Genomic DNA, 20,163 nt, shown 5'->3' on the forward strand with positions numbered 1-20,163 from the left:
AAGGAGGATTGGAATGGGAAAAGATGCTTATGCCAAAGCTGGAGTTGATATTCATGCTGGTGACGAAGCAGTCCAAAAAATGCGTTCTGCAGTTGAAGCAACTTATACTCCTCAAGTACTAGCTGGATTAGGTGGTTTTGGATCAGTTTTTGAATTGCCGGTTGGGTACCAGCATCCAGTTTTAGTTAGTGGAACCGACGGAGTGGGGACTAAATTATTATTAGCAATCGGTGCTGATAAACATGATACTATCGGACAAGATTTAGTGGCAATGGTAATGAACGATATTATTGCTGAAGGAGCCAAGCCCCTTTTTTTACAAGATTATTTAGCGGTTGATAAAATGCGTCCTGAAACAGCAGCTGAAATTATTGGTGGAATTGCTCAGGCTACTAAAGCAGTTGGAGCATCGCTAATCGGCGGTGAGTCAGCTGAACTTCCGGGTCTTTATGCAGAAAAACATTATGATTTAGCAGCTTTTGGGGTTGGAATTGCCGAAAAAGATGAAATTCTTGATTCTCCCCAAAATGCTGAAGTAGGAGATATTTTGCTAGGATTGCCATCTTCTGGAATTCATTCCAATGGCTATTCGCTAGTTCGCTCAGTTTTTGGAATTAAGAATTCTCAGGACTTTCAAAAATTGTCCAAAGATTTGCAATCCCAATTATTAACTCCAACTACGCTATATTATCCTTTGATTAGTAAATTACTTGATAATCATCAAATTACTGGAATTAGTAATATTACTGGCGGTGGAATTGTTGGCAATCTGCCTCGAGCATTTAGTAAAAATTTACAGGCAAAGTTAACATGGGGGAGTTGGCCAGTATTAGATATTTTCAATTTGTTACAACAAACTGGCGATTTAAGCACAAAAGACATGTTAAAAACGTTTAACAATGGCTTGGGAATGATTTTAATTGTAAAACCAGACAATTTAAATGCTGTGATGACTCATTTTAAAGATATTAATCAAGCAGTTTATGAAATTGGCAAATTACAACCTAAAACTGACCCAACTGATTCTGGAGTTATTTTTGAAGGAGAGTCTCCATGGAAAAAATAACTCGACTAGCGGTTATGGCATCTGGAAATGGTACTAATTTTGCTGCTTTACTAAAATATATTCAATCACAAAAGTTACCTGCACAAATTGTTCGTTTGGTCGTTGATCATGATGATGTCAAAGTAATCCAAATTGCTAAGCAGGAAAACGTCCCAATCTTCGTTATTAACTACAAAGATTATCCTAATCGTAAAGTCGCTGAAGCAAAGATTTTGCAACAATTAGCAGTTGATCAAGTCGATGGGATTTTGTTAGCGGGGTATATGCGGATTTTAACGCCACAATTTGTTCAAGCTTATCCTCAAAAAATTATTAATATTCACCCAGCTTTATTACCCAGCTTTCCCGGACGACAGGGAATTGATGATGCATATAATTATGGAGTGAAAGTCACAGGAGTCACCATTCATTATGTCAATGATGGCGTTGATAGTGGAAAAATTATTGCTCAAGAACCAGTAAGAATTGCAGCGGATGACTCGTTAGCTTCTTTAGAAGCGAAGATTCATGCTGTTGAACATCAGTTATATCCAAAAACATTACAGAAGTTGATTACAGAGGGAGTATTTAAATCATGAAAAGAGCATTAATTAGTGTTTCAGACAAAACCGATGTGGTTTCATTTGCAAAAGGATTGGAAAAGCTTGATTTTGAAATTGTTTCAACCGGAGGAACTTATCAAACGTTACATGATGCTGGGGTTAAAGTTATTCCAATTGAAGATGTAACTAATTTTCCCGAAATGTTAGATGGACGTGTTAAGACACTTCATCCTAATGTTCATGGAGGGCTATTAGCTCGGCGCGATGTTTCAGATCATATGCAACAATTAAAGGAAGAAAAAATTAAACCGATTGATTTAGTAGCAGTTAACTTATATCCCTTTAAAGAAACGATTGAGAAACCAGACATTACTGAAGCAGATGCTATTGAACAAATTGATATTGGTGGTCCCTCAATGCTTCGCTCTGGTGCTAAAAATTATCATGATGTATTGGCAGTTGTTGATCCAGCTGACTATTCAAAAGTGTTACAAGCAATTCAAGACAAAACTGATACCCCCACATTTCGAAAAGGACTAGCTGCAAAAGTATTTAGACACACTGCTGCTTATGATGCTTTAATTTCTCAATATTTAACTGGTCCAGAATTTACGCAAAAGGTAACTAATACTTATGATTTATTTGAACCATTACGTTATGGTGAAAATTCACAACAAAAAGCGGCTGCCTATCGGGATGCAATTTCTGAACCTTATTCGGTTTTAAACGCTAATATCCTCCATGGTAAACAACTTTCTTATAACAATATTCGTGATGCAGATGCGGCTTTACGAATCATTGCAGAATTTTCTGATCCAGCAGTTGTGACTGTCAAGCATATGAATCCTGCTGGAATTGGAATTGGAAAAAATATTGAAGAAGCCTGGGATAAAGCTTATGAAGGTGATGATATTTCTATCTTTGGTGGAATTGTTGCCTTAAATCGTCCTGTTGATTTAGCGACTGCTAAAAAATTACACAGTATTTTTCTTGAAATCGTAATTGCTCCTAGTTTTGATGATGACGCTTATGAAGAGTTAGCTCGAAAAAAGAATCTTCGTTTGTTAACACTCCCCTTTACCAACCAAATTCCACAAAAAATTGAAACAACTTCTGTTCTAGGTGGAGCGGTAATGCAAGATCGTGATTTAGAAACAGAATCAATGGATGATTTAAAAGTAGTTTCTAAAAAGCAGCCGACTGAAGCGCAAATGAAAGCAATGTTGTTTGCACAAACTGCAGTTAAATATGTAAAGTCAAATGCAATTGTGGTTGCTAGTGAAGGTCAAACACTTGGAATCGGAGCAGGTCAGCCTAATCGAATTGATTCAGTTAAAATTGCGATTGACCATGCTCAAACAAAACCAAGCTTTAAAGATGCAGTACTGGCTTCTGACGCCTTCTTCCCAATGGACGATTCGGTTGAATATGCTGCTAAACATGGAATTGATGCTATTATTGAACCAGGTGGATCAATCAAAGATCAGGATTCTATTGATAAAGCTAATGAATTAGGGGTTGCTCTAGTATTTTCTGGTAATCGTCACTTTAAACACTAAGGAGTTATCAATGGCAAATGTATTAGTTATTGGATCGGGAGCACGTGAACATACGCTTGCACAAACCTTTAAACGTAGTCCACAAGTTGATCAAATATTTGTAGCTCCAGGAAACGACGGGATGGAAACTGCTGGTATTTCACCAGTCGCCATTGACACTTCTGACTTCCCAGCGCTCATTAAATTTGCAAAGGAACATCATGTTGATTTAACGTTTGTTGGAAATGAAGCACCATTAGTTGCCGGAATCGTTGATGCCTTTGAAGCAGCCGGCTTAGTTATCTTTGGTCCTAATCAGCAAGCGGCAAAGCTAGAAGGATCAAAGGCATTCATGAAGAAACTGTTAGCTGATGCTGATATTCCAACTGCTAAATCTAAAACTGTTACTTCATTGAGCGCTGCTCTTCAAGTTGCCGATGAATTAGGTTATCCAATTGTGATAAAAACAGATGCTTTAGCAGCTGGTAAAGGCGTTTCTATTCACAAAAATCAACTTGCTGCCAATGAATTTTTAACCAAGCTATATCAAAAACAGCCTAAAGCTAAATTGGTAATTGAAGAATACTTAGAAGGTTTTGAATTTTCTGTTTTTTCTCTAGTTGGAAAATACCAAGTTGTTCATACGCCAATTGCTCATGATTATAAACGTCGTTTTGAAGATGACCGTGGTCCAAATACTGGTGGAATGGGATCTTATAGTCCAGTTGTTAACGTTTCAAAAGAGAATGTTAAATTAGCAATTGAGCAATTAGTAATGCCAACACTGGCTGCGATGCAACAACAAAACACACCGTTTTACGGTGTTTTATATACTGGGGTGATGCTGACGAAGTCGGGTCCTAAAGTAATTGAATTTAACGTTCGATTTGGTGATCCGGAAACACAAGTGGTATTGCCACAATTGCAAAGTGATTTTTATACTTTGATCACTGATTTATTGGCTGGAAGACATGTTCAGCCTAAATGGCAGCAGACAGATATTTATCTAGGAGTTGTTTTAGTAAATCCTAATTATCCAGCTGCTAATCAGCAACTATATAAAATTCCTAATTTGAAAGATGATCTTTTAATTAATTATGCGAGTGCTAAGTTACAAAGAGGTCAACTAGTTAGTGATGGCGGGCGAATTTTAACCACGGTTGTTCATGCTCCAACTTTAGAATTAGCAAGAGAAAAGATTTACTCCATTTTAAATAATACAAAAATGAATTTGGAATATCGGCAAGATATTGGTAAATTAAATAATAACTAACTACAACATAACTTTTGGGGTGGAAAAATGAAGAGTGATATTGAAATTGCACAAGCCGCAACTATGTGGCCAATTGAAAAGGTAGCTAAACAAGCTGGATTTGTTTCAGATGAAGTAATTCCTTATGGGAAAAATACCGCTAAGATTGAAATCAATGAAAAATTTCATAAAAATGAAAATGGTAAGTTGATATTGGTAACTTCAATTAATCCCACTCCTGCTGGAGAGGGAAAATCAACTGTTGCTGTCGGTTTGGCAGATGCCTTGAACTTAACTCATCATAAAACCATGTTGGCACTAAGAGAACCCTCACTTGGACCTGTCATGGGGATGAAAGGTGGAGCAACTGGTGGAGGCATGTCACAAGTGTTGCCCATGGATGATATTAACTTACATTTCACTGGTGATTTTCATGCTTTGACGATTGCGCAAAATACCTTAATGGCATTGGTTGATAATAGTATTTATCAAGGAAACAAATTAAATTTGGATCCTCGCCAAGTATTACTAAAACGAGTTTTAGATGTTAATGATCGTGAATTGCGTCATATTGTAATTGGCTTAGGAGGAAGAACGAGTGGAGTTCCTCGTGAAAGTGGTTTTGATATTACGGCTGCTTCAGAATTAATGGCAATTTTAACTTTGTCAACTGATTTAAATGATATGAAACGCAGAATTAATAAAATCGTGGTGGGTTATACATATGATAAAAGACCTGTTACAGTTGCTGAATTAGGCGTTGCTGGTGCTATTACTACCTTATTAAAAGATGCAATTAAGCCCAACTTGGTACAAACGATGGGACATACACCGACTTTGATTCATGGGGGACCATTTGCAAACATTGCTCAGGGAACTAATTCAATTCAAGCTACTAAAATTGCCTTGAAAATGGGCGATTATTCTGTAACTGAAGCAGGATTTGGGGCTGACTTAGGTGGAGAAAAATTCTTAGATGTCAAAACTCCGCTTTTGCAAAAGCATCCGGATACAATTGTGATTGTTGCTACTGTTCGAGCTTTGAAAATGCATGGTGGGATGGATAAAAAAGAGCTTAACCATGAAGATACTGCCGCATTGCAAAAAGGCTTGGCAAACTTAGGTCAACATATTAGCAGCATGAAACGTTATGGTGTCCCAGTTGTAGTAGCTATTAACAAATTTACTAATGATACTGATGCCGAGTTAAAAATGATTGAGGATTATGCGAACCAACAAGGTGTAAAGTCATATCCTGCTGATGTTTGGGGTCAAGGTGGACAAGGTGCTACTGATTTAGCAGCTGGAGTCGTTGCAGCTACTGAACAACCAGCTGACTTTAAGCCTTTATATCAACCAGCTGACAGTATTACGACTAAATTAAATAAAATCGTTCAAGTGATTTATGGTGGCAAAGGAATTGAATTGTCACCCAAAGCCCAAAAACAAGTTGCTAACTTTGAGAAATTAGGTTGGGATAAGTTGCCAATTATTGTTGCCAAGACCCAATATTCATTAACAGATGATGCAAAACAAATTGGGAAACCAGAAGATTTTGTGATTCACATTCGTGAATTTGTGCCTAAGCTAGGTGCCGGCTTCTTGGTTGCAATGGCTGGTAATATTTTGACAATGCCTGGATTGCCTAAAGATCCTGCTGCTAATCATATTGAAATCGATAACGACGAAAAAATTACCGGTTTGTTTTAAACTGGTAGCGTATAATTATTTTGTAGCTTATTGCAAAACTATATTTTGAAATAAAAGAGGAAATTGCAGATGATTGATAGATATTCACGAGCACCAATGAAGAAAATTTGGAGTATGCAAAATCAGTATCAGACTTGGTTGGATGTTGAAATTGCAATTGATGAAGCCTGGAATCAACAAGGAATGATTTCCGATGCTGAAATTAAAAAAATCCAAGATAATGCCACTTTTGATGTTGATAAAATTGCAGAAATTGAAAAAGAAACTCATCATGATATTGTCGCTTTTACTCGCAATGTTTCTGAATCATTAGGACCTGAAAAACGCTGGATTCATTATGGAATTACTAGTACTGACGTAGTCGATACCGCACAAGGATTACGTTTGAAGCAGGCTAATCAGATTTTACGCAGTGATATCGAAATGTTAATGGAAACCATTAAAAAAATGGCATTGAAGTACAAAAATACAGTTGAAATCGGTCGAACCCATGGTGTTCAAGCCGAACCAACTACCTTTGGTTTGAAAATGGCACGTTGGTATTCAGAAATGAAACGAAATCTAAAACGTTTTGACGAGGCTGCTGCAGGGGTTGAAGCTGGTAATATTTCTGGTGCTGTTGGAACTTATGCATATATGCCGCTTGAAATTGAACAATATGTTTGTAAAAAATTTGGGTTGCGTCCTCAAGAAATCACTAGCCAAGTTTTACCTCGTGACTTACATGCTGAATACATTGCCACTCTTGCATTGATTGGTACAAGTTTAGAAAACTTTGCAACTGAAATTCGTGGGTTACAAAGATCTGAAATTCATGAAGTTGAAGAACTATTTAATAAGGGTCAAAAGGGTTCTTCAGCTATGCCGCATAAACGGAATCCAATTGGCTCAGAAAATATTACTGGTTTAGCACGGACCTTACGAGGATTAATCACTACTGCTTATGAAAATGTTTCTTTATGGCATGAACGGGATATTTCGCACTCTTCTGCAGAACGGATTATTCTTCCAGAAGCTACTACTTTATTAGATTACATGTTAAATCGCTTTAACGGGATTTTAAGTAACTTAGTAGTTTTCCCAGACCGAATGAAAGAAAACATGAAAATCACTTATGGATTAATTTTTAGTCAACGTGTAATGCTTGAATTGATTGAAAAGGGTATGAGTCGTGAAGCGGCTTATGATTTAGTTCAGCCTTTGACTGCCAAGGCTTGGGACGAACATCAACAATTTAAACCATTGGTTGAAAATAATGAAGAAATCAGTAAAAAATTGTCTCAAGAAGAAATTGATGAAATTTTTGATTATCATTATCAGATTCGCCATGCAGATGAAATTTTTAAACGTGTAGGCTTAGAATAAAAATTAAAATAATTTTGTATAACAGTAGAGTTCAAGTTGAATTCTACTGTTTTTTGTCTGGATTTTTAATAATAAAAAAGCCTTAATCTCATTGAGATTAAGGCTTGAAAATGGTTATTGAAAGGGAATGTCGAGTGAACAATGTTCTTGATTAATTGTATAATGAATTGCCTGATTTCCTCTAGTAGTCATTTGAAAATCAGTTGCATATAAAATTAAAGTTAATTTTCTGCCGGCAGGCAAATGATAATAAGCTGGCTGTAAATCGAAACTAATATCATAAAATTTATCTGGTTCGACAACTTCGTTTTGAGACGAATCATGACGGTTTTGGAGATTTAGATGGGCTCGAGAAATTATTTTAAAGGACGTCGCCTGTTTATTTTGCATTAATTCACGTAAATCATCTGTATACCAACGATAACCAAGTTGCACTCCATTCTTTTTTAAGATAGTTGGTGATTCCTGCAAGCGGTATGCATTTCCTGAATCTAACAAGAGAGCACTAATCATTCCAATATCCTGGTTGCTTTTAATTCTGAGGTTAACTTTTACACTCCCGTTGATATTAGTTTCGTGATTGATATCAATCTGAGCACTAATTTGGTTATCATGAAGTTTGTTATTAGTTAGATTTAGTAGATCAGTTTGCCATGTATTAGGATTTTGGCAATATTCAGTAAATTGTTGTAGTTCTATTTCATTTTTAAACTGTGTTTTTGAGAAATTAAGCGGGAAATTAGTAGTGACTTGCGATAACCAATTCGGTTTAGATTTCCAAGTGTCAGCAGTCACATTGTCTTGAACAATCACATTGGGAATGATTTTTTCAGCGTGGTTATCAATATCATATAATTCATGAGTTAACCACAGATTAACTATGTCAGAAAAATCAAACGAAGGGAAAGCATTAATATAGACGTGTTGTCCTTGATGTAAGATTAGTTTTTTATTAATAGGTAATTGTTGAATTCCTTGCCATAGCTTAGCTGGATTTTTAAGTTTAACGTTCCAATCATTCAAGCCATGAACTAGCATAATATCAGCATTAATATTTTTTAAATTATTCCGATAGTTACGTTCATGCCAAAATTGATTATAACTACCAGTTTTTCGATCTTGATCGGTTGTTAAACGAGTTAATTCTTTTTCAAAAGCTGGCTTGATTTTATGATAATCGCCAAGTCGTAGACTTCTAGAGAAAGTTTCTCCTGCCAATACATCGGCATCTTCTCCTTGAAAACCCCCAGGAGCAATTACTAAGCCATTTTCTCGATAATAGTCGTACCACGAAGAAATCGCAGCTTCAGCAATAATGGTCTTTAAACCTTTAACTCCGGTAGTTGCCGCGGCAACTGCTAAGGTTCCAAGATATGAACGTCCAGTCATTGCTACGTTACCATTGCTCCAATCAGCTTTGACCGGCACATGATCCGTGCGGTTGGTGTATGCAATCCGATCATCATGTAACCATTCAATTACAGCGGTGGTACTAGCAGTCTGTTGTTGGTCGCCACAAGTTTGCAAACCGTCAGAATCAATGGTACCAATTCCAGCTGCATAAACACTGGCAAAACCGCGAACTAACAAATAATCATTGAGTGTATAGCCGGGTTTAGGAGTGTGTGTATGAGTGGCTTTAGCAGCTTGTTTTTGAGCTAGAGGACTTTTCCCACTTACCAAAGCTGATGTTTGTGTTAGTTTATTCTTTCCAGCAGCCTTCTTAGTAATGGGAACATTAACGTTATGAGTTAGTTTTTCGCCTAATAAATCATTAGTCCCTTGATCATATGGAGAAGCAGTATAAGCTACTGCAACTTTCATATTTGTTTTGGGCCGAGTAATTTCAACTTTGATTAAATCGTTTTTTCCATCAAAATCAGAATCAAAGTCAGTTTGAACATAAACAGTTTCATAAATGAAATTTTGGGTTAAAAAAGTAGCCTGAGCTTTTCCGTTAAAAATTAATTGTTGATTTTGGTTGAAACGAGATTGGGCATAATAACCTTGAGCTGCTAGTTTATCAATTAAAGTTAAACCATTTTTAGTATGAGTATTTAGTAAGTCATAGCAAGCGGTCACGAGATTATTTGTGGTTTTAATATTTTTTAGGTGTAATAAACCCAATTTTTTCATGCTAGTAATGGGTGACTCGATAACAAAATCATTGCCAGCTTCAAAATCAAGTAGCTGTAAAGCAACGAGATAAAAGACTTCGTTTGTAATTGGCTTTTTTTCTTTGATAAAATGCCCCAAGGTGGTGTTGGGTGTCGCTAAATATTGATCTAGTTCCGCATGAAAACTACTTTCAGCAGGAAATTGCCAAAAGATTGTATGTAAAAACTTTTTAAATAAGGCGGTTATGGTAGTTGCTGAAGTAGGAAAACCAATTGTATTTAATTCTTTTTTGACAGTGGTTATCCCTGGATGTAATTGTGCAAATTGATTAATTTTCATTGAGCACCTCTTTTATTTTTTCTACATTGTACCTTATTTAATTTCTTTAGGATGTAATAGTGTAGAATTAGTAGTGAAAAAGATAACGAATTAAAAATTGGAGAATAATATCATGACAGAGAAACTGACATCAGAAGTCAAAAAGAACGTTTTAAATACAAAATTATCAAATATTTATGGGTTTAGTGAAAAATTAGCTGAAATTCCAGATTTAATCAAATTAACTTTGGGGGAACCTGATTTTGCGACGCCAGAACATGTGAAAAAAGCTGCTATTGCAGCAATTGAAAGCAATGATAGTCATTACACAGCTACTTGGGGTCGGATTGAAACGCGAAGAGCAGCAGCTGATTTTTTAAAGCAAAAATATGGGTTAGATTATAATCCTGACACCGAATTAGTGATTACTAACGGTGTTACGGAAGCAATGTATGACACAATGGAAACGTTGATTTCTGATGGAGATGAAGTGCTAATTCCTACTCCTGCTTTTCCTGTTTATTATTCTTTAATTGATTTAAATGGCGGCAAACGAGTTGCAATTGATACCCAAGATGACGATTTCTTATTAACGCCGCAAAAACTTCAAAATGTAATTGCAAAACATCCGAATGCTAAGGCATTAATTTTAAACTTTCCGTCTAATCCAACTGGGAGAACATATTCAGAGAGTCAGGTTAAAGCATTAGCTGATGTAATTGCTAATACCAATTTATTAGTAATAAGCGACGAGATTTATAGTGAACTTACTTATGGGAAAAAACATACTTCAATTGCAAAATATTTACCAGATCAAACTATTTTGTTTAATGGTCTGTCAAAATCGCATGCCATGACTGGCTGGCGGATTGGTTTATTTGCTGGTCCAGCTGAGTTAGTGACAGAAATCGCTAAAGTCCACGAATTAGTGACTACTTCTGTTATGACTGCAGCTCAGGATGCTGCTGAAGAAGCATTTGGAAATGGAAAAGATGATGCACTGCCCATGGTTGCAGAGTACGTTAAACGTCGTGATTACTTAAGCAATGCTTTAGCTGACTTAGGTTTTGAAAATCACTTACCTGAAGGCGCATTTTATATTTTTGCTAAAATTCCAGCAGAATATAATCAAGATAGTTATGATTTTTGTTTAGATGTTGCCCAAAATGCTAGAGTTGGAATGATTCCTGGATCTAGTTTTGGACCTGGCGGAGAAGGATATGTACGGGCTAGTTATGCAACTAGTATGGATAACTTGCATGAGGCCATTAAACGGCTACAATCTTATTTAAATTAATTTTTTAGATACAAAAAAACGGACAATCTTTTAATTGTCCGTTTTTATTTAATTTAAAAAAGCTTATTCGATACCAGTTGCTTTCATACCGTTATGAGCAGTTTCTTGTAAAGTTTTAGCAGAAGCAGCCATTTTAGCTTTTTCATCATCGCTAAGAGGAACTTCAATTACATCGGCAATTCCTTGAGCATTAATAACTGCAGGGGAACCAATATAAATATCATTTAACCCATATTGGCCATTCATTGGTGCACCAATAGGTAAGACAGCATTTTCGTTACGTAAAATGGCACGAGAAATCCGCATTAATGCAGTTCCGACACCATAGAAAGTAGCGCCTTTCAAGTTAATGATTTGGTATGCTTTGTTTCTAGTCTCGTCTTCAATTTTAAGTAAATCATCTTTTGAAACACCGCGATCAGCAGCAAATTTAACTAAAGGAACGTTCCCAATTGAAGCTTCATCGATATCAGCAAACTCTGAATCACCATGTTCACCTAAAATGTAAGCATCAACACTAGCAGGATCGATACCAAGTTTTTTAGCAACGCCAACTCTGAAACGACCAGTATCAAGTGAGGTACCTGAACCGATAACTTTTTCTTTAGGGAAACCTGATAATTTTTGTGTAGCATAAGTTAAGATATCAACTGGGTTAGCAGCAACTAAGAAAATACCATTAAAACCAGAGTCAACTACTGGTTTAACGATTGAAGATAAAATTTTCAAGTTACGGTTAACTAAGTCTAATCTAGTTTCACCAGGTTTTTGAGGGGTACCAGCAGTGATTACAACTAAGTCGGCATCTTTACAATCAGGGTAGTCACCTGAATAAATGTTCTTAGGGAATGTGTATGGAGTTGCATCTTCTAAATCAAGTGCGTCTCCTTCAGTACGTTCTTTATTAATATCAACGATTACGAATTCTTCGCCGATACCTTGTTGTGTCATGGCAAATGCATATGAAGAACCAACAGCACCGTCACCAACTAAAACAACTTTTTGATGTTTTTCAGCCAAAATAATCATCCTTTCAAGATAGTTTCAATAAATGATACACTTACATTATATCATTTATTGAGACTTTTTCATGTTATATAGTAGTCAAAAACAAAACTAGTTGGTCAATCTAATTTATTTAAAATTTTGCTTGACGAAATAATTTTATGATGGTACTATTTAATAGTTGTCAAAACGAGGTTGTTAATTTTTGCCTCATCCCATTCAATGGAAGATTAGCTCAGCTGGGAGAGCATCTGCCTTACAAGCAGGAGGTCACAGGTTCGATCCCTGTATCTTCCATTGAGCCGTTAGCTCAGCCGGGAGAGCATCTGACTTTTAATCAGAGGGTCGGCAGTTCGAACCTGCCACGGCTCATTTGTACAATTTAATAATAAGCATATATGCGGACGTGGCGGAATTGGCAGACGCGCTAGATTTAGGTTCTAGTGTCTTCGTGACGTGGGGGTTCGAGTCCCTTCGTCCGCATTATCTATTATGCCGACTTAGCTCAGATGGCTAGAGCGCGTCACTAGTAATGATGAGGTCGGAGGTTCGAGTCCTCTAGTCGGCATTATGCGGAAGTAGTTCAGTGGTAGAACGCCACCTTGCCATGGTGGAGGTCGCGGGTTCGAATCCCGTCTTCCGCTTTTAACATCTAGTAATTTTGCCGCGGTGGCGGAATTGGCAGACGCACAGGACTTAAAATCCTGCGGTCAGTAATGACCATACCGGTTCGATCCCGGTCCGCGGCATTTTTATTTATAATAATATGCACCTATAGCGCAATTGGATAGAGTGTCTGACTACGAATCAGAAGGTTGTAGGTTCGACTCCTACTAGGTGCATTTTCATCGGGAAGTAGCTCAGCTTGGTAGAGCACCTGGTTTGGGACCAGGGGGTCGCAGGTTCGAATCCTGTCTTCCCGATTATTTTAATAGTTCAACTAAAATACCGCTAAATAATAAATTTGGCGGTATTTTTATATACTTAAATAAAGTATTTCAAGTTACTTTACTTGTCATTTAATTGAGTTGTTTATATAATTAAAGTCAAGATTAGTCAGAAATGAGATGAGATTATGGCAAGCCATAGTATGTCAGATACTATTGAAGAATATTTGAAACAAATGCTGGTTAGTTCAGATGAAGAAGAGGTCGAAATTAGACGTTCCGATATTGCGGAACATTTTGATGTGGTACCTTCTCAAATCAACTACGTCATAAAAACTCGTTTTGCGCTTCAAGACGGTTATATCGTCCAAAGCAAACGAGGCGGCGGCGGTTATATTAGAATTGAAAAGATTAACTTAATGGAAGATTCAGATGTTTTTGATCGTTTGATTAATTCGATTAGTGACCGTATCAGTCAAAAAGATGAAGAAGATATCTTGCATACTCTCTTTAATAATGATTTACTCTCGGATCGAGAGGTAAATATGGTTGCATCAATTCTTACTCACGATGCGATCAACGTTTCTGATCCTGAAACTGAAGAAAAAGTTCGTGCAAACGTATTGTCGGCTTTATTATGCCGACTTAAATATGAATGTTAGCCGAAAGGAGATTCTAATATGGAAGATTCATTGACGCCTAGCGCTAAAAAAGTACTTGAAATTGCTCAAGAACAGGCACGTAATTTCCGTCATCAAGCTGTGGGGACTGAGCATTTATTGTTAGCTCTTGCAATTGAAAAAAGTGGAATTGCATATCAAACCTTAAATCAACTATCAATTACAGAGCAAGATGTCAAAGAAGAAATTGAACAATTAGCTGGATATGGCAACTTACAGGTTGACGAAAACACTTATTTGTCATATTCACCAAAAATGCGAGATGTGATTGCTTTAGCTGGGAAAATTGCTAAACAATATGGTAGTGCAAAAGTTGGTCCAGAACATTTATTGCTAGCTTTGACGAATGATAATGCAATTTTATCGTCTCGGATTTTAATTAGTTTAGGTGTAGGTCCTGAAGAAGTTCGTAAAATTACAATTCGAAAAATGGGGGTTCCTGATCAGGGATTTCCTAAAGAAGGAGAATCTGGCAATAAAAAGGGGCTTACGCCAACGCTTGATTCCCTGGCTAAAGATTTAACTAAGGTTGCCAAAGATGGTAATTTAGATCCAATCATTGGTCGCGATACAGAAATCAAACGTGCAATTCAGATTCTAAGTCGAAGAACAAAAAATAATCCGGTTTTAATTGGTGAACCTGGTGTTGGTAAAACTGCGATTGCTGAAGGATTAGCTCAAAAAATTGTCCAAAAAAAGGTTCCAGAAGATATGCTTAATAAACGAATTATGATGCTTGATATGGGATCATTGGTAGCTGGAACTAAATATCGTGGTGAATTTGAAAACCGTTTAAAGAAAGTTATTAACGAAGTTCAAGCAAGCGGCAATGTAATTTTGTTTGTTGATGAATTGCATACCCTGATTGGTGCAGGTGGTGCTGAAGGGGCAATCGATGCTTCAAATATTTTAAAGCCTTCCCTTGCTCGAGGAGAAATCCAATTGATTGGGGCTACTACTTTAGATGAATATCAAAAACACATTGAATCCGATGCTGCTTTAGAGCGTCGGTTTGCTACCATTCAAGTTGAAGAACCTAGTGTTGACGAATCAAAGAAAATTTTAAAAGGTTTACGACCAAAATATGAAGAACATCACCATGTAAAAATTACTAATGATGCGATTGATTCGGCTGTAGATCTTGCTAGCCGGTATATTAGCGATCGCTTTTTACCCGATAAAGCAATTGATTTAATGGATGAAGCAGCTGCTAAAGTTCGAATTGATAAGATGGGTAAACCATCTGCTTTAGCGAAAAAGCAACGTGAATTGGATTCGACTCGTCAAGCAAAAGATCAGGCAATTGAAGAACAACGTTTTGATGAAGCAGTTGCAATTCGTTCTAAAGAGCAAAAATTAGAACAAGAAGTTTCAAATTTAACTAAAAGCGAAGAAGCTAAACGAGCAGCTGAGAATCAACAGCATCAGTATACGTTAGCTGAAAATTCTGAAGATGTAGCTGCAATTGTGGCAGAATGGACGGGAATCCCAGTTACTCATTTGAAAAAGTCTGAAGCTGATCGACTAGTAAATCTTGAAGACATTCTGCACCAGCGAGTAGTTGGTCAAGATGAAGCCGTTTCTTCTGTTGCTAGAGCGGTTCGTCGAGCTCAAAGTGGTTTGAAAGATCCTAACCGTCCCATTGGTTCGTTCTTGTTTTTAGGACCTACTGGGGTTGGAAAAACAGAATTGGCTAAAGATTTAGCTGAAACCATGTTTGGTTCTGAAGATTCGGTTATTCGTGTTGACATGAGTGAGTATATGGAAAAGTATTCAACTAGTCGTTTAGTGGGATCAGCTCCTGGATACGTCGGATATGATGAAGGCGGTCAGTTAACTGAAAAAGTACGTAAACATCCCTATTCAGTGGTGTTGTTAGATGAAGTTGAAAAAGCCCATCCAGATGTTTTCAATTTATTGCTTCAAGTTTTAGATGATGGTTTCTTAACCGATTCTAAAGGTCGAAAAGTCGATTTTAGGAATACAGTTATCATTATGACTTCAAACTTAGGAGCTTCAGCACTTCGTGATAAAAAAACAGTTGGGTTTGACGCTGATCGTACGCAATCTGATGAAACTGCCATGAAGAAAGTAATTGATGAACAAGTTAAACATTTTTTCCGGCCCGAGTTTTTAAATCGAATTGATGAGACAGTTACTTTCCATTCATTAACTGAATCCGAGCTGCATCGAATTGTGAAGTTGATGTTACAGGATTTGATTTCTCGAGTTTCAAAACAAGGTTATGAATTAAAAATTACTCCTGCAGCGATTGATGTGGTTGCAAAGAGTGGTTATAATCCTGAATATGGTGCTCGTCCGTTGCGTCGAGCTATTCAAACTAAAATTGAGGATCCTTTGAGTGAAGACTTGTTAGCTGGAAAATTCCAGCAAGGCGATAAGATCTCAATTGGCGCTCGTAAAAATGAAATTACGATTACTAGTAAACATCGAAATTTAGTTAAAGAATAATGAAAAGGTCACTGTAAATGCAGTGGCTTTTTTGTTGACGAAATTGTTTGACAGTTGTATTATTAAGTAGTATATAAAAATGAATTGAAATGAGTCATTGCGATCTATTGTCCGTGATGGCGTTTATAGAAAACCAAAAGTAAGAAAAAGATCTTATTTTTGGATTTTTTTTGCTCAAAAATTGGAATTTACCCAATTTGTAACACAAATGTAACATTTCTTTTCGAAGGATTTTTTAAGGAGGGTGAACAGTTTGGCAGGAAACGTTCAAGAAAAAAAACAAGAAGACGCAATGGCTGGAAACGTGGTTAAGTATGGTAAACACCGTACGCGAAGAAGTTACGCACGAATCAAAAAAGTTTTGGATCTTCCAAACTTGATTGAGGTGCAAACTAACTCATATAACTGGTTCTTAGACGAAGGTCTTCGTGAAATGTTTAAAGACATTATGCCAATTGATGATTTCCAAGGAAAACTTTCGTTGGACTTTGTAGATTATCAGTTATTAGAACCTAAATACACTGTTGCTGAAGCACGAGCTCACGAAGTTAATTATTCAGCTCCACTACACGTTACGCTCAAATTAACTAACCATGAAACTGGTGAAATTAAGACACAAGACGTATTTTTTGGTGATTTGCCTTTAATGACTGATCAAGGAACTTTCATTATTAATGGTGCCGAACGAGTTATTGTTTCTCAATTAGTTCGTTCTCCAGGTGCTTATTACCACAAAGAATTAGATAAAAATGGTCGTGAAATTTATAGCGCAACTGTTATTCCTAATCGTGGTGCTTGGATGGAATTTGCGACGGATGCCAAAAATGTTTCTTATATCCGAATCGATCGGACTAGAAAACTCCCAATCACCGAACTAGTTCGAGCTTTAGGTTTTGGGTCTGATGATGATATTACCCAAATCTTTGGTAGTACAAATGATAGCTTGAACCTTACTTTGGAAAAGGATGTTCATAAAGATTCTAGCGATTCTAGAACTGAAGAAGCCTTAAAAGATATCTATGAAAGATTGCGTCCTGGCGAACCTAAGACAGCAGAATCTTCTAGAAACCTTTTGACGACTCGCTTCTTTGATCCTAAGCGTTATGATATGGCTCCTGTTGGTCGTTACAAGACTAATAAAAAATTGAGTTTGAAAAATCGTTTAATGGGGCTAGCACTTGCGGAAACTTTGGCTGATCCTGAAACTGGGGAGATCATTGCCAATAAAGGTGATATTGTCGACAAAGAGTTGATGAAAAAACTTGCTCCTCATTTAGATAATAAAGACTTTAAAGCTTATACCTTTAATCCATCTGCAGAAGCAGTTGTGACAGATCCAGTTACAGTACAAATTATTAAAGTATATTCAAATAAAGACCCTGAAAAGGTCGTTCCTGTAGTTGGTAACGATAATATCAGTCTTGATTATAAACACATTACTCCTGCTGATATGTTGGCTGAAGTTAATTATTTCTTTGATTTACAAGAAGGAATCGGATCAGTTGATGATATTGATCATTTGAGTAATCGTCGAGTTCGTTCGGTTGGTGAATTATTACAAAACCAATTTAGAATTGGGCTTTCCAGAATGGAACGTGTTGTTCGCGAAAGAATGTCAATTCAAGATACGGCAACAGTTACGCCTCAACAATTGATTAATATTCGTCCAGTAGTTGCTTCTGTAAAAGAATTCTTCGGTTCATCACAACTTTCACAGTTCATGGATCAAACTAATCCTTTAGGAGAGTTAACTCACAAACGTCGTCTTTCTGCACTTGGACCTGGTGGTATTACCAGAGATCGAGCCGGATATGAAGTTCGAGATGTTAACTACACTCACTATGGTCGAATTTGTCCGATTGAAACTCCTGAAGGTCCTAACATTGGATTGATTAACTCATTTTCAGGATATGCACGAGTAAATAAATATGGATTTATTGAATCTCCATATCGTCGAGTTGATTGGAAGACACATAAAGTTACTGAAAAAATTGATTATTTGACTGCTGGTGATGAAGATAAATATGTGATTGCCCAGGCTAACTCGCCATTAAATAATGATGGTTCCTTTAAAGAAGAACACGTTATGGCTCGGGATAAATCAGAATATGTTGAAGCTAATACTAACAATGTTGATTATATGGATGTTTCTCCTAAGCAAGTTGTTTCAGTAGCCACAGCATGTATTCCTTTCTTGGAAAATGATGATTCTAACCGTGCTTTGATGGGTTCTAACATGCAGCGTCAGGCCGTTCCATTGATTAATCCTCATGCTCCTTTAGTAGGAACTGGAATGGAATACAAAACTGCTCATGATTCTGGAGTTGCAAAAATTGCTAAATATGCCGGAATTGTTGAATATGTTGATGCCAGTGTGATTAAGATTCGTCGTGATAACGGTACTTTAGATACTTATGAATTAACGAAATTCATGCGTTCTAATAATGGTATGAACTACAACCAATCACCAATTGTTAAAACTGGCGATCATGTTGACGTTGATGAAATTATTGCCGATGGCCCAGCAATGGAAAATGGTGAACTTGCTCTTGGTCAAAATCCAACGGTTGCCTTTATGACATGGCAGGGATATAACTTCGAAGATGCCATCGCTATTAGCGAACGATTAGTAAAAGAAGATGCATATACTTCAATTCATATTGAAGAATATGAATCAGAAACTCGTGATACTAAACTTGGACCTGAAGAGATGACTAGAGAAATTCCTAATGTTGGTGAAGATGCTTTGAAAGATCTTGACGAAGAAGGAATTGTACGAGTTGGGGCTGAAGTTCATGATGGTGATATTTTAGTTGGTAAAGTTACTCCCAAGGGTGTGACAGAATTATCTTCTGAGGAACGGTTGCTTCACGCCATTTTTGGGGAAAAATCACGTGAAGTTCGAGACACTTCATTACGAGTTCCTCATGGTGCTGATGGTGTTGTTCAAGATGTTAAAGTTTTCTCAAGAGAAAATGGAGACGAACTTCAACCTGGCGTTAATAAAATGGTTCGAGTATATATTGCTCAAAAACGTAAATTACAAGTCGGAGATAAAATGGCTGGTAAACACGGTAATAAGGGTACGGTTTCAATCGTGATTCCAGAAGAAGATATGCCATACATGCCAGATGGCACCCCAGTTGACATCTTATTGAGTCCCATGGGTGTTCCATCACGTATGAACATTGGACAAGTTTTGGAAATGCATCTGGGAATGGCAGCTAAGAAACTTGGGATTCATGTAGCTACTCCAGTCTTTGATGGTGCTACTTCTGATGATGTTTGGTCTGCGGTTAGAGAAGCAGGAATGTCTCATGATGGTAAAACAATTCTTTATGATGGAAGAACTGGCGAACCATTTGATAAACCAATTGCTGTTGGTGTTATGGGTTACCTTAAATTGAATCATATGTCAGAAGATAAGATTCATGCCCGTTCAATTGGACCTTACTCATTAGTTACCCAACAACCACTTGGTGGTAAAGCTCAATTTGGTGGACAGCGTTTTGGTGAAATGGAAGTTTGGGCCTTGGAAGCATACGGTGCTGCTCATACATTGCAAGAAATTTTAACTTATAAGTCAGATGATGTTGTAGGTCGAGTAAAGACTTATGAAGCAATTGTTAAAGGTGAACCAATTCCAAAACCAGGAGTTCCAGAATCATTCCGAGTACTTGTAAAAGAATTACAAGCTCTTGGACTTGATATGAAAGTCCTTGGATCTAACCATCAACCAATTGATCTTCGTGATATGGATGATGATGACGATGTTGTAAACGTTAACGCGCTTAACAAGATTGCCCATGAACAAGATGAAAAAAAGGAAGAGAAAAAGAAAGAAGAAGCTGCTAAGGCAGCCAATTTAGATGCTTCCAATGAAAATAAAGACGAAAACAATAATTAAAAAAGG

At 36.9% G+C, this 20,163-nt stretch carries 12 protein-coding genes and 8 tRNA genes; 18 read left to right on the forward strand and 2 right to left on the reverse strand.

Annotated features, from left to right (window positions below):
- Positions 1-13: 13 nt before the first annotated feature.
- From purM to purB, 6 genes are all read left to right on the forward strand, one after another.
- On the forward strand, positions 14-1,066 hold the full coding sequence (gene purM / locus AC0GLR_RS01645; protein WP_495605084.1) for a phosphoribosylformylglycinamidine cyclo-ligase: 1,053 nt from the start codon (positions 14-16) through the stop codon (positions 1,064-1,066).
- Positions 1,054-1,644, forward strand: coding sequence for a phosphoribosylglycinamide formyltransferase (gene purN / locus AC0GLR_RS01650; RefSeq protein ID WP_495605085.1), 591 nt, complete (start codon positions 1,054-1,056; stop codon positions 1,642-1,644). Before purM ends, purN begins: the two co-directional genes overlap by 13 nt.
- A complete protein-coding gene (purH, locus tag AC0GLR_RS01655) occupies positions 1,641-3,167 on the forward strand; it encodes a bifunctional phosphoribosylaminoimidazolecarboxamide formyltransferase/IMP cyclohydrolase (RefSeq protein ID WP_495605086.1) in 1,527 nt (508 codons plus the stop codon). Before purN ends, purH begins: the two co-directional genes overlap by 4 nt.
- Before the next feature lie 10 nt (positions 3,168-3,177).
- Positions 3,178-4,419, forward strand: a complete 1,242-nt coding sequence (gene purD, locus AC0GLR_RS01660; protein ID WP_495605087.1) for a phosphoribosylamine--glycine ligase — start codon at positions 3,178-3,180, stop codon at positions 4,417-4,419.
- 27 nt (positions 4,420-4,446) lie between these two features.
- Positions 4,447-6,108 (forward strand): formate--tetrahydrofolate ligase, encoded by a 1,662-nt coding sequence (locus tag AC0GLR_RS01665; RefSeq protein WP_495605088.1) that lies wholly within the window; start codon positions 4,447-4,449, stop codon positions 6,106-6,108.
- A gap of 69 nt (positions 6,109-6,177) precedes the next feature.
- Entirely contained in the window at positions 6,178-7,473 is a 1,296-nt protein-coding gene (gene purB, locus AC0GLR_RS01670) for an adenylosuccinate lyase (RefSeq protein WP_495605089.1), read from the forward strand.
- Between the two features lie 114 nt (positions 7,474-7,587).
- Here the strand turns inward: purB and AC0GLR_RS01675 are convergent, their stop codons facing one another.
- The gene (locus tag AC0GLR_RS01675) at positions 7,588-9,930 is read right to left on the reverse strand and encodes a Xaa-Pro dipeptidyl-peptidase (protein ID WP_495605090.1); all 2,343 of its coding nucleotides are present in this window, start codon (positions 9,928-9,930) and stop codon (positions 7,588-7,590) included.
- A 112-nt stretch (positions 9,931-10,042) separates the two neighbouring features.
- Between AC0GLR_RS01675 and AC0GLR_RS01680 the strand changes: the two genes are divergently transcribed.
- Positions 10,043-11,206: an aminotransferase class I/II-fold pyridoxal phosphate-dependent enzyme gene (locus tag AC0GLR_RS01680; RefSeq protein WP_495605091.1), complete on the forward strand. Its 1,164-nt coding sequence runs from the start codon at positions 10,043-10,045 to the stop codon at positions 11,204-11,206.
- Between the two features lie 63 nt (positions 11,207-11,269).
- Here AC0GLR_RS01680 and AC0GLR_RS01685 read toward each other — a convergent pair whose 3' ends face one another.
- The gene (locus AC0GLR_RS01685) at positions 11,270-12,235 is read right to left on the reverse strand and encodes an L-lactate dehydrogenase (RefSeq protein WP_495605092.1); all 966 of its coding nucleotides are present in this window, start codon (positions 12,233-12,235) and stop codon (positions 11,270-11,272) included.
- A gap of 200 nt (positions 12,236-12,435) precedes the next feature.
- On the opposite strand from AC0GLR_RS01685, the gene AC0GLR_RS01690 reads away from it, so the two are divergent.
- The 11 genes from AC0GLR_RS01690 to rpoB all read left to right on the forward strand — a co-directional run bounded on the left by AC0GLR_RS01690 (position 12,436) and on the right by rpoB (position 20,157).
- Positions 12,436-12,508 (forward strand) — tRNA-Val (locus AC0GLR_RS01690).
- A gap of 2 nt (positions 12,509-12,510) precedes the next feature.
- A tRNA-Lys gene (locus AC0GLR_RS01695) sits at positions 12,511-12,583 on the forward strand.
- 28 nt (positions 12,584-12,611) lie between these two features.
- Positions 12,612-12,694 (forward strand) — tRNA-Leu (locus tag AC0GLR_RS01700).
- An 11-nt stretch (positions 12,695-12,705) separates the two neighbouring features.
- Positions 12,706-12,779 (forward strand) — tRNA-Thr (locus AC0GLR_RS01705).
- A 4-nt stretch (positions 12,780-12,783) separates the two neighbouring features.
- A tRNA-Gly gene (locus AC0GLR_RS01710) sits at positions 12,784-12,855 on the forward strand.
- A gap of 19 nt (positions 12,856-12,874) precedes the next feature.
- Positions 12,875-12,960 (forward strand) — tRNA-Leu (locus AC0GLR_RS01715).
- A gap of 19 nt (positions 12,961-12,979) precedes the next feature.
- Positions 12,980-13,053 (forward strand) — tRNA-Arg (locus tag AC0GLR_RS01720).
- A 7-nt stretch (positions 13,054-13,060) separates the two neighbouring features.
- Positions 13,061-13,134, forward strand: a tRNA-Pro gene (locus AC0GLR_RS01725).
- Positions 13,135-13,286: 152 nt separating this feature from the next.
- Entirely contained in the window at positions 13,287-13,760 is a 474-nt protein-coding gene (locus tag AC0GLR_RS01730) for a CtsR family transcriptional regulator (RefSeq protein WP_495605093.1), read from the forward strand.
- Between the two features lie 18 nt (positions 13,761-13,778).
- The gene (locus AC0GLR_RS01735) at positions 13,779-16,250 is read left to right on the forward strand and encodes an ATP-dependent Clp protease ATP-binding subunit (protein WP_495605094.1); all 2,472 of its coding nucleotides are present in this window, start codon (positions 13,779-13,781) and stop codon (positions 16,248-16,250) included.
- 292 nt (positions 16,251-16,542) lie between these two features.
- The gene (rpoB, locus tag AC0GLR_RS01740; RefSeq protein WP_495605402.1) at positions 16,543-20,157 is read left to right on the forward strand and encodes a DNA-directed RNA polymerase subunit beta; all 3,615 of its coding nucleotides are present in this window, start codon (positions 16,543-16,545) and stop codon (positions 20,155-20,157) included.
- The last annotated feature ends 6 nt before the right edge of the window (positions 20,158-20,163 follow it).

Source organism: Fructilactobacillus sp. YLN 2412, from assembly GCF_059488745.1.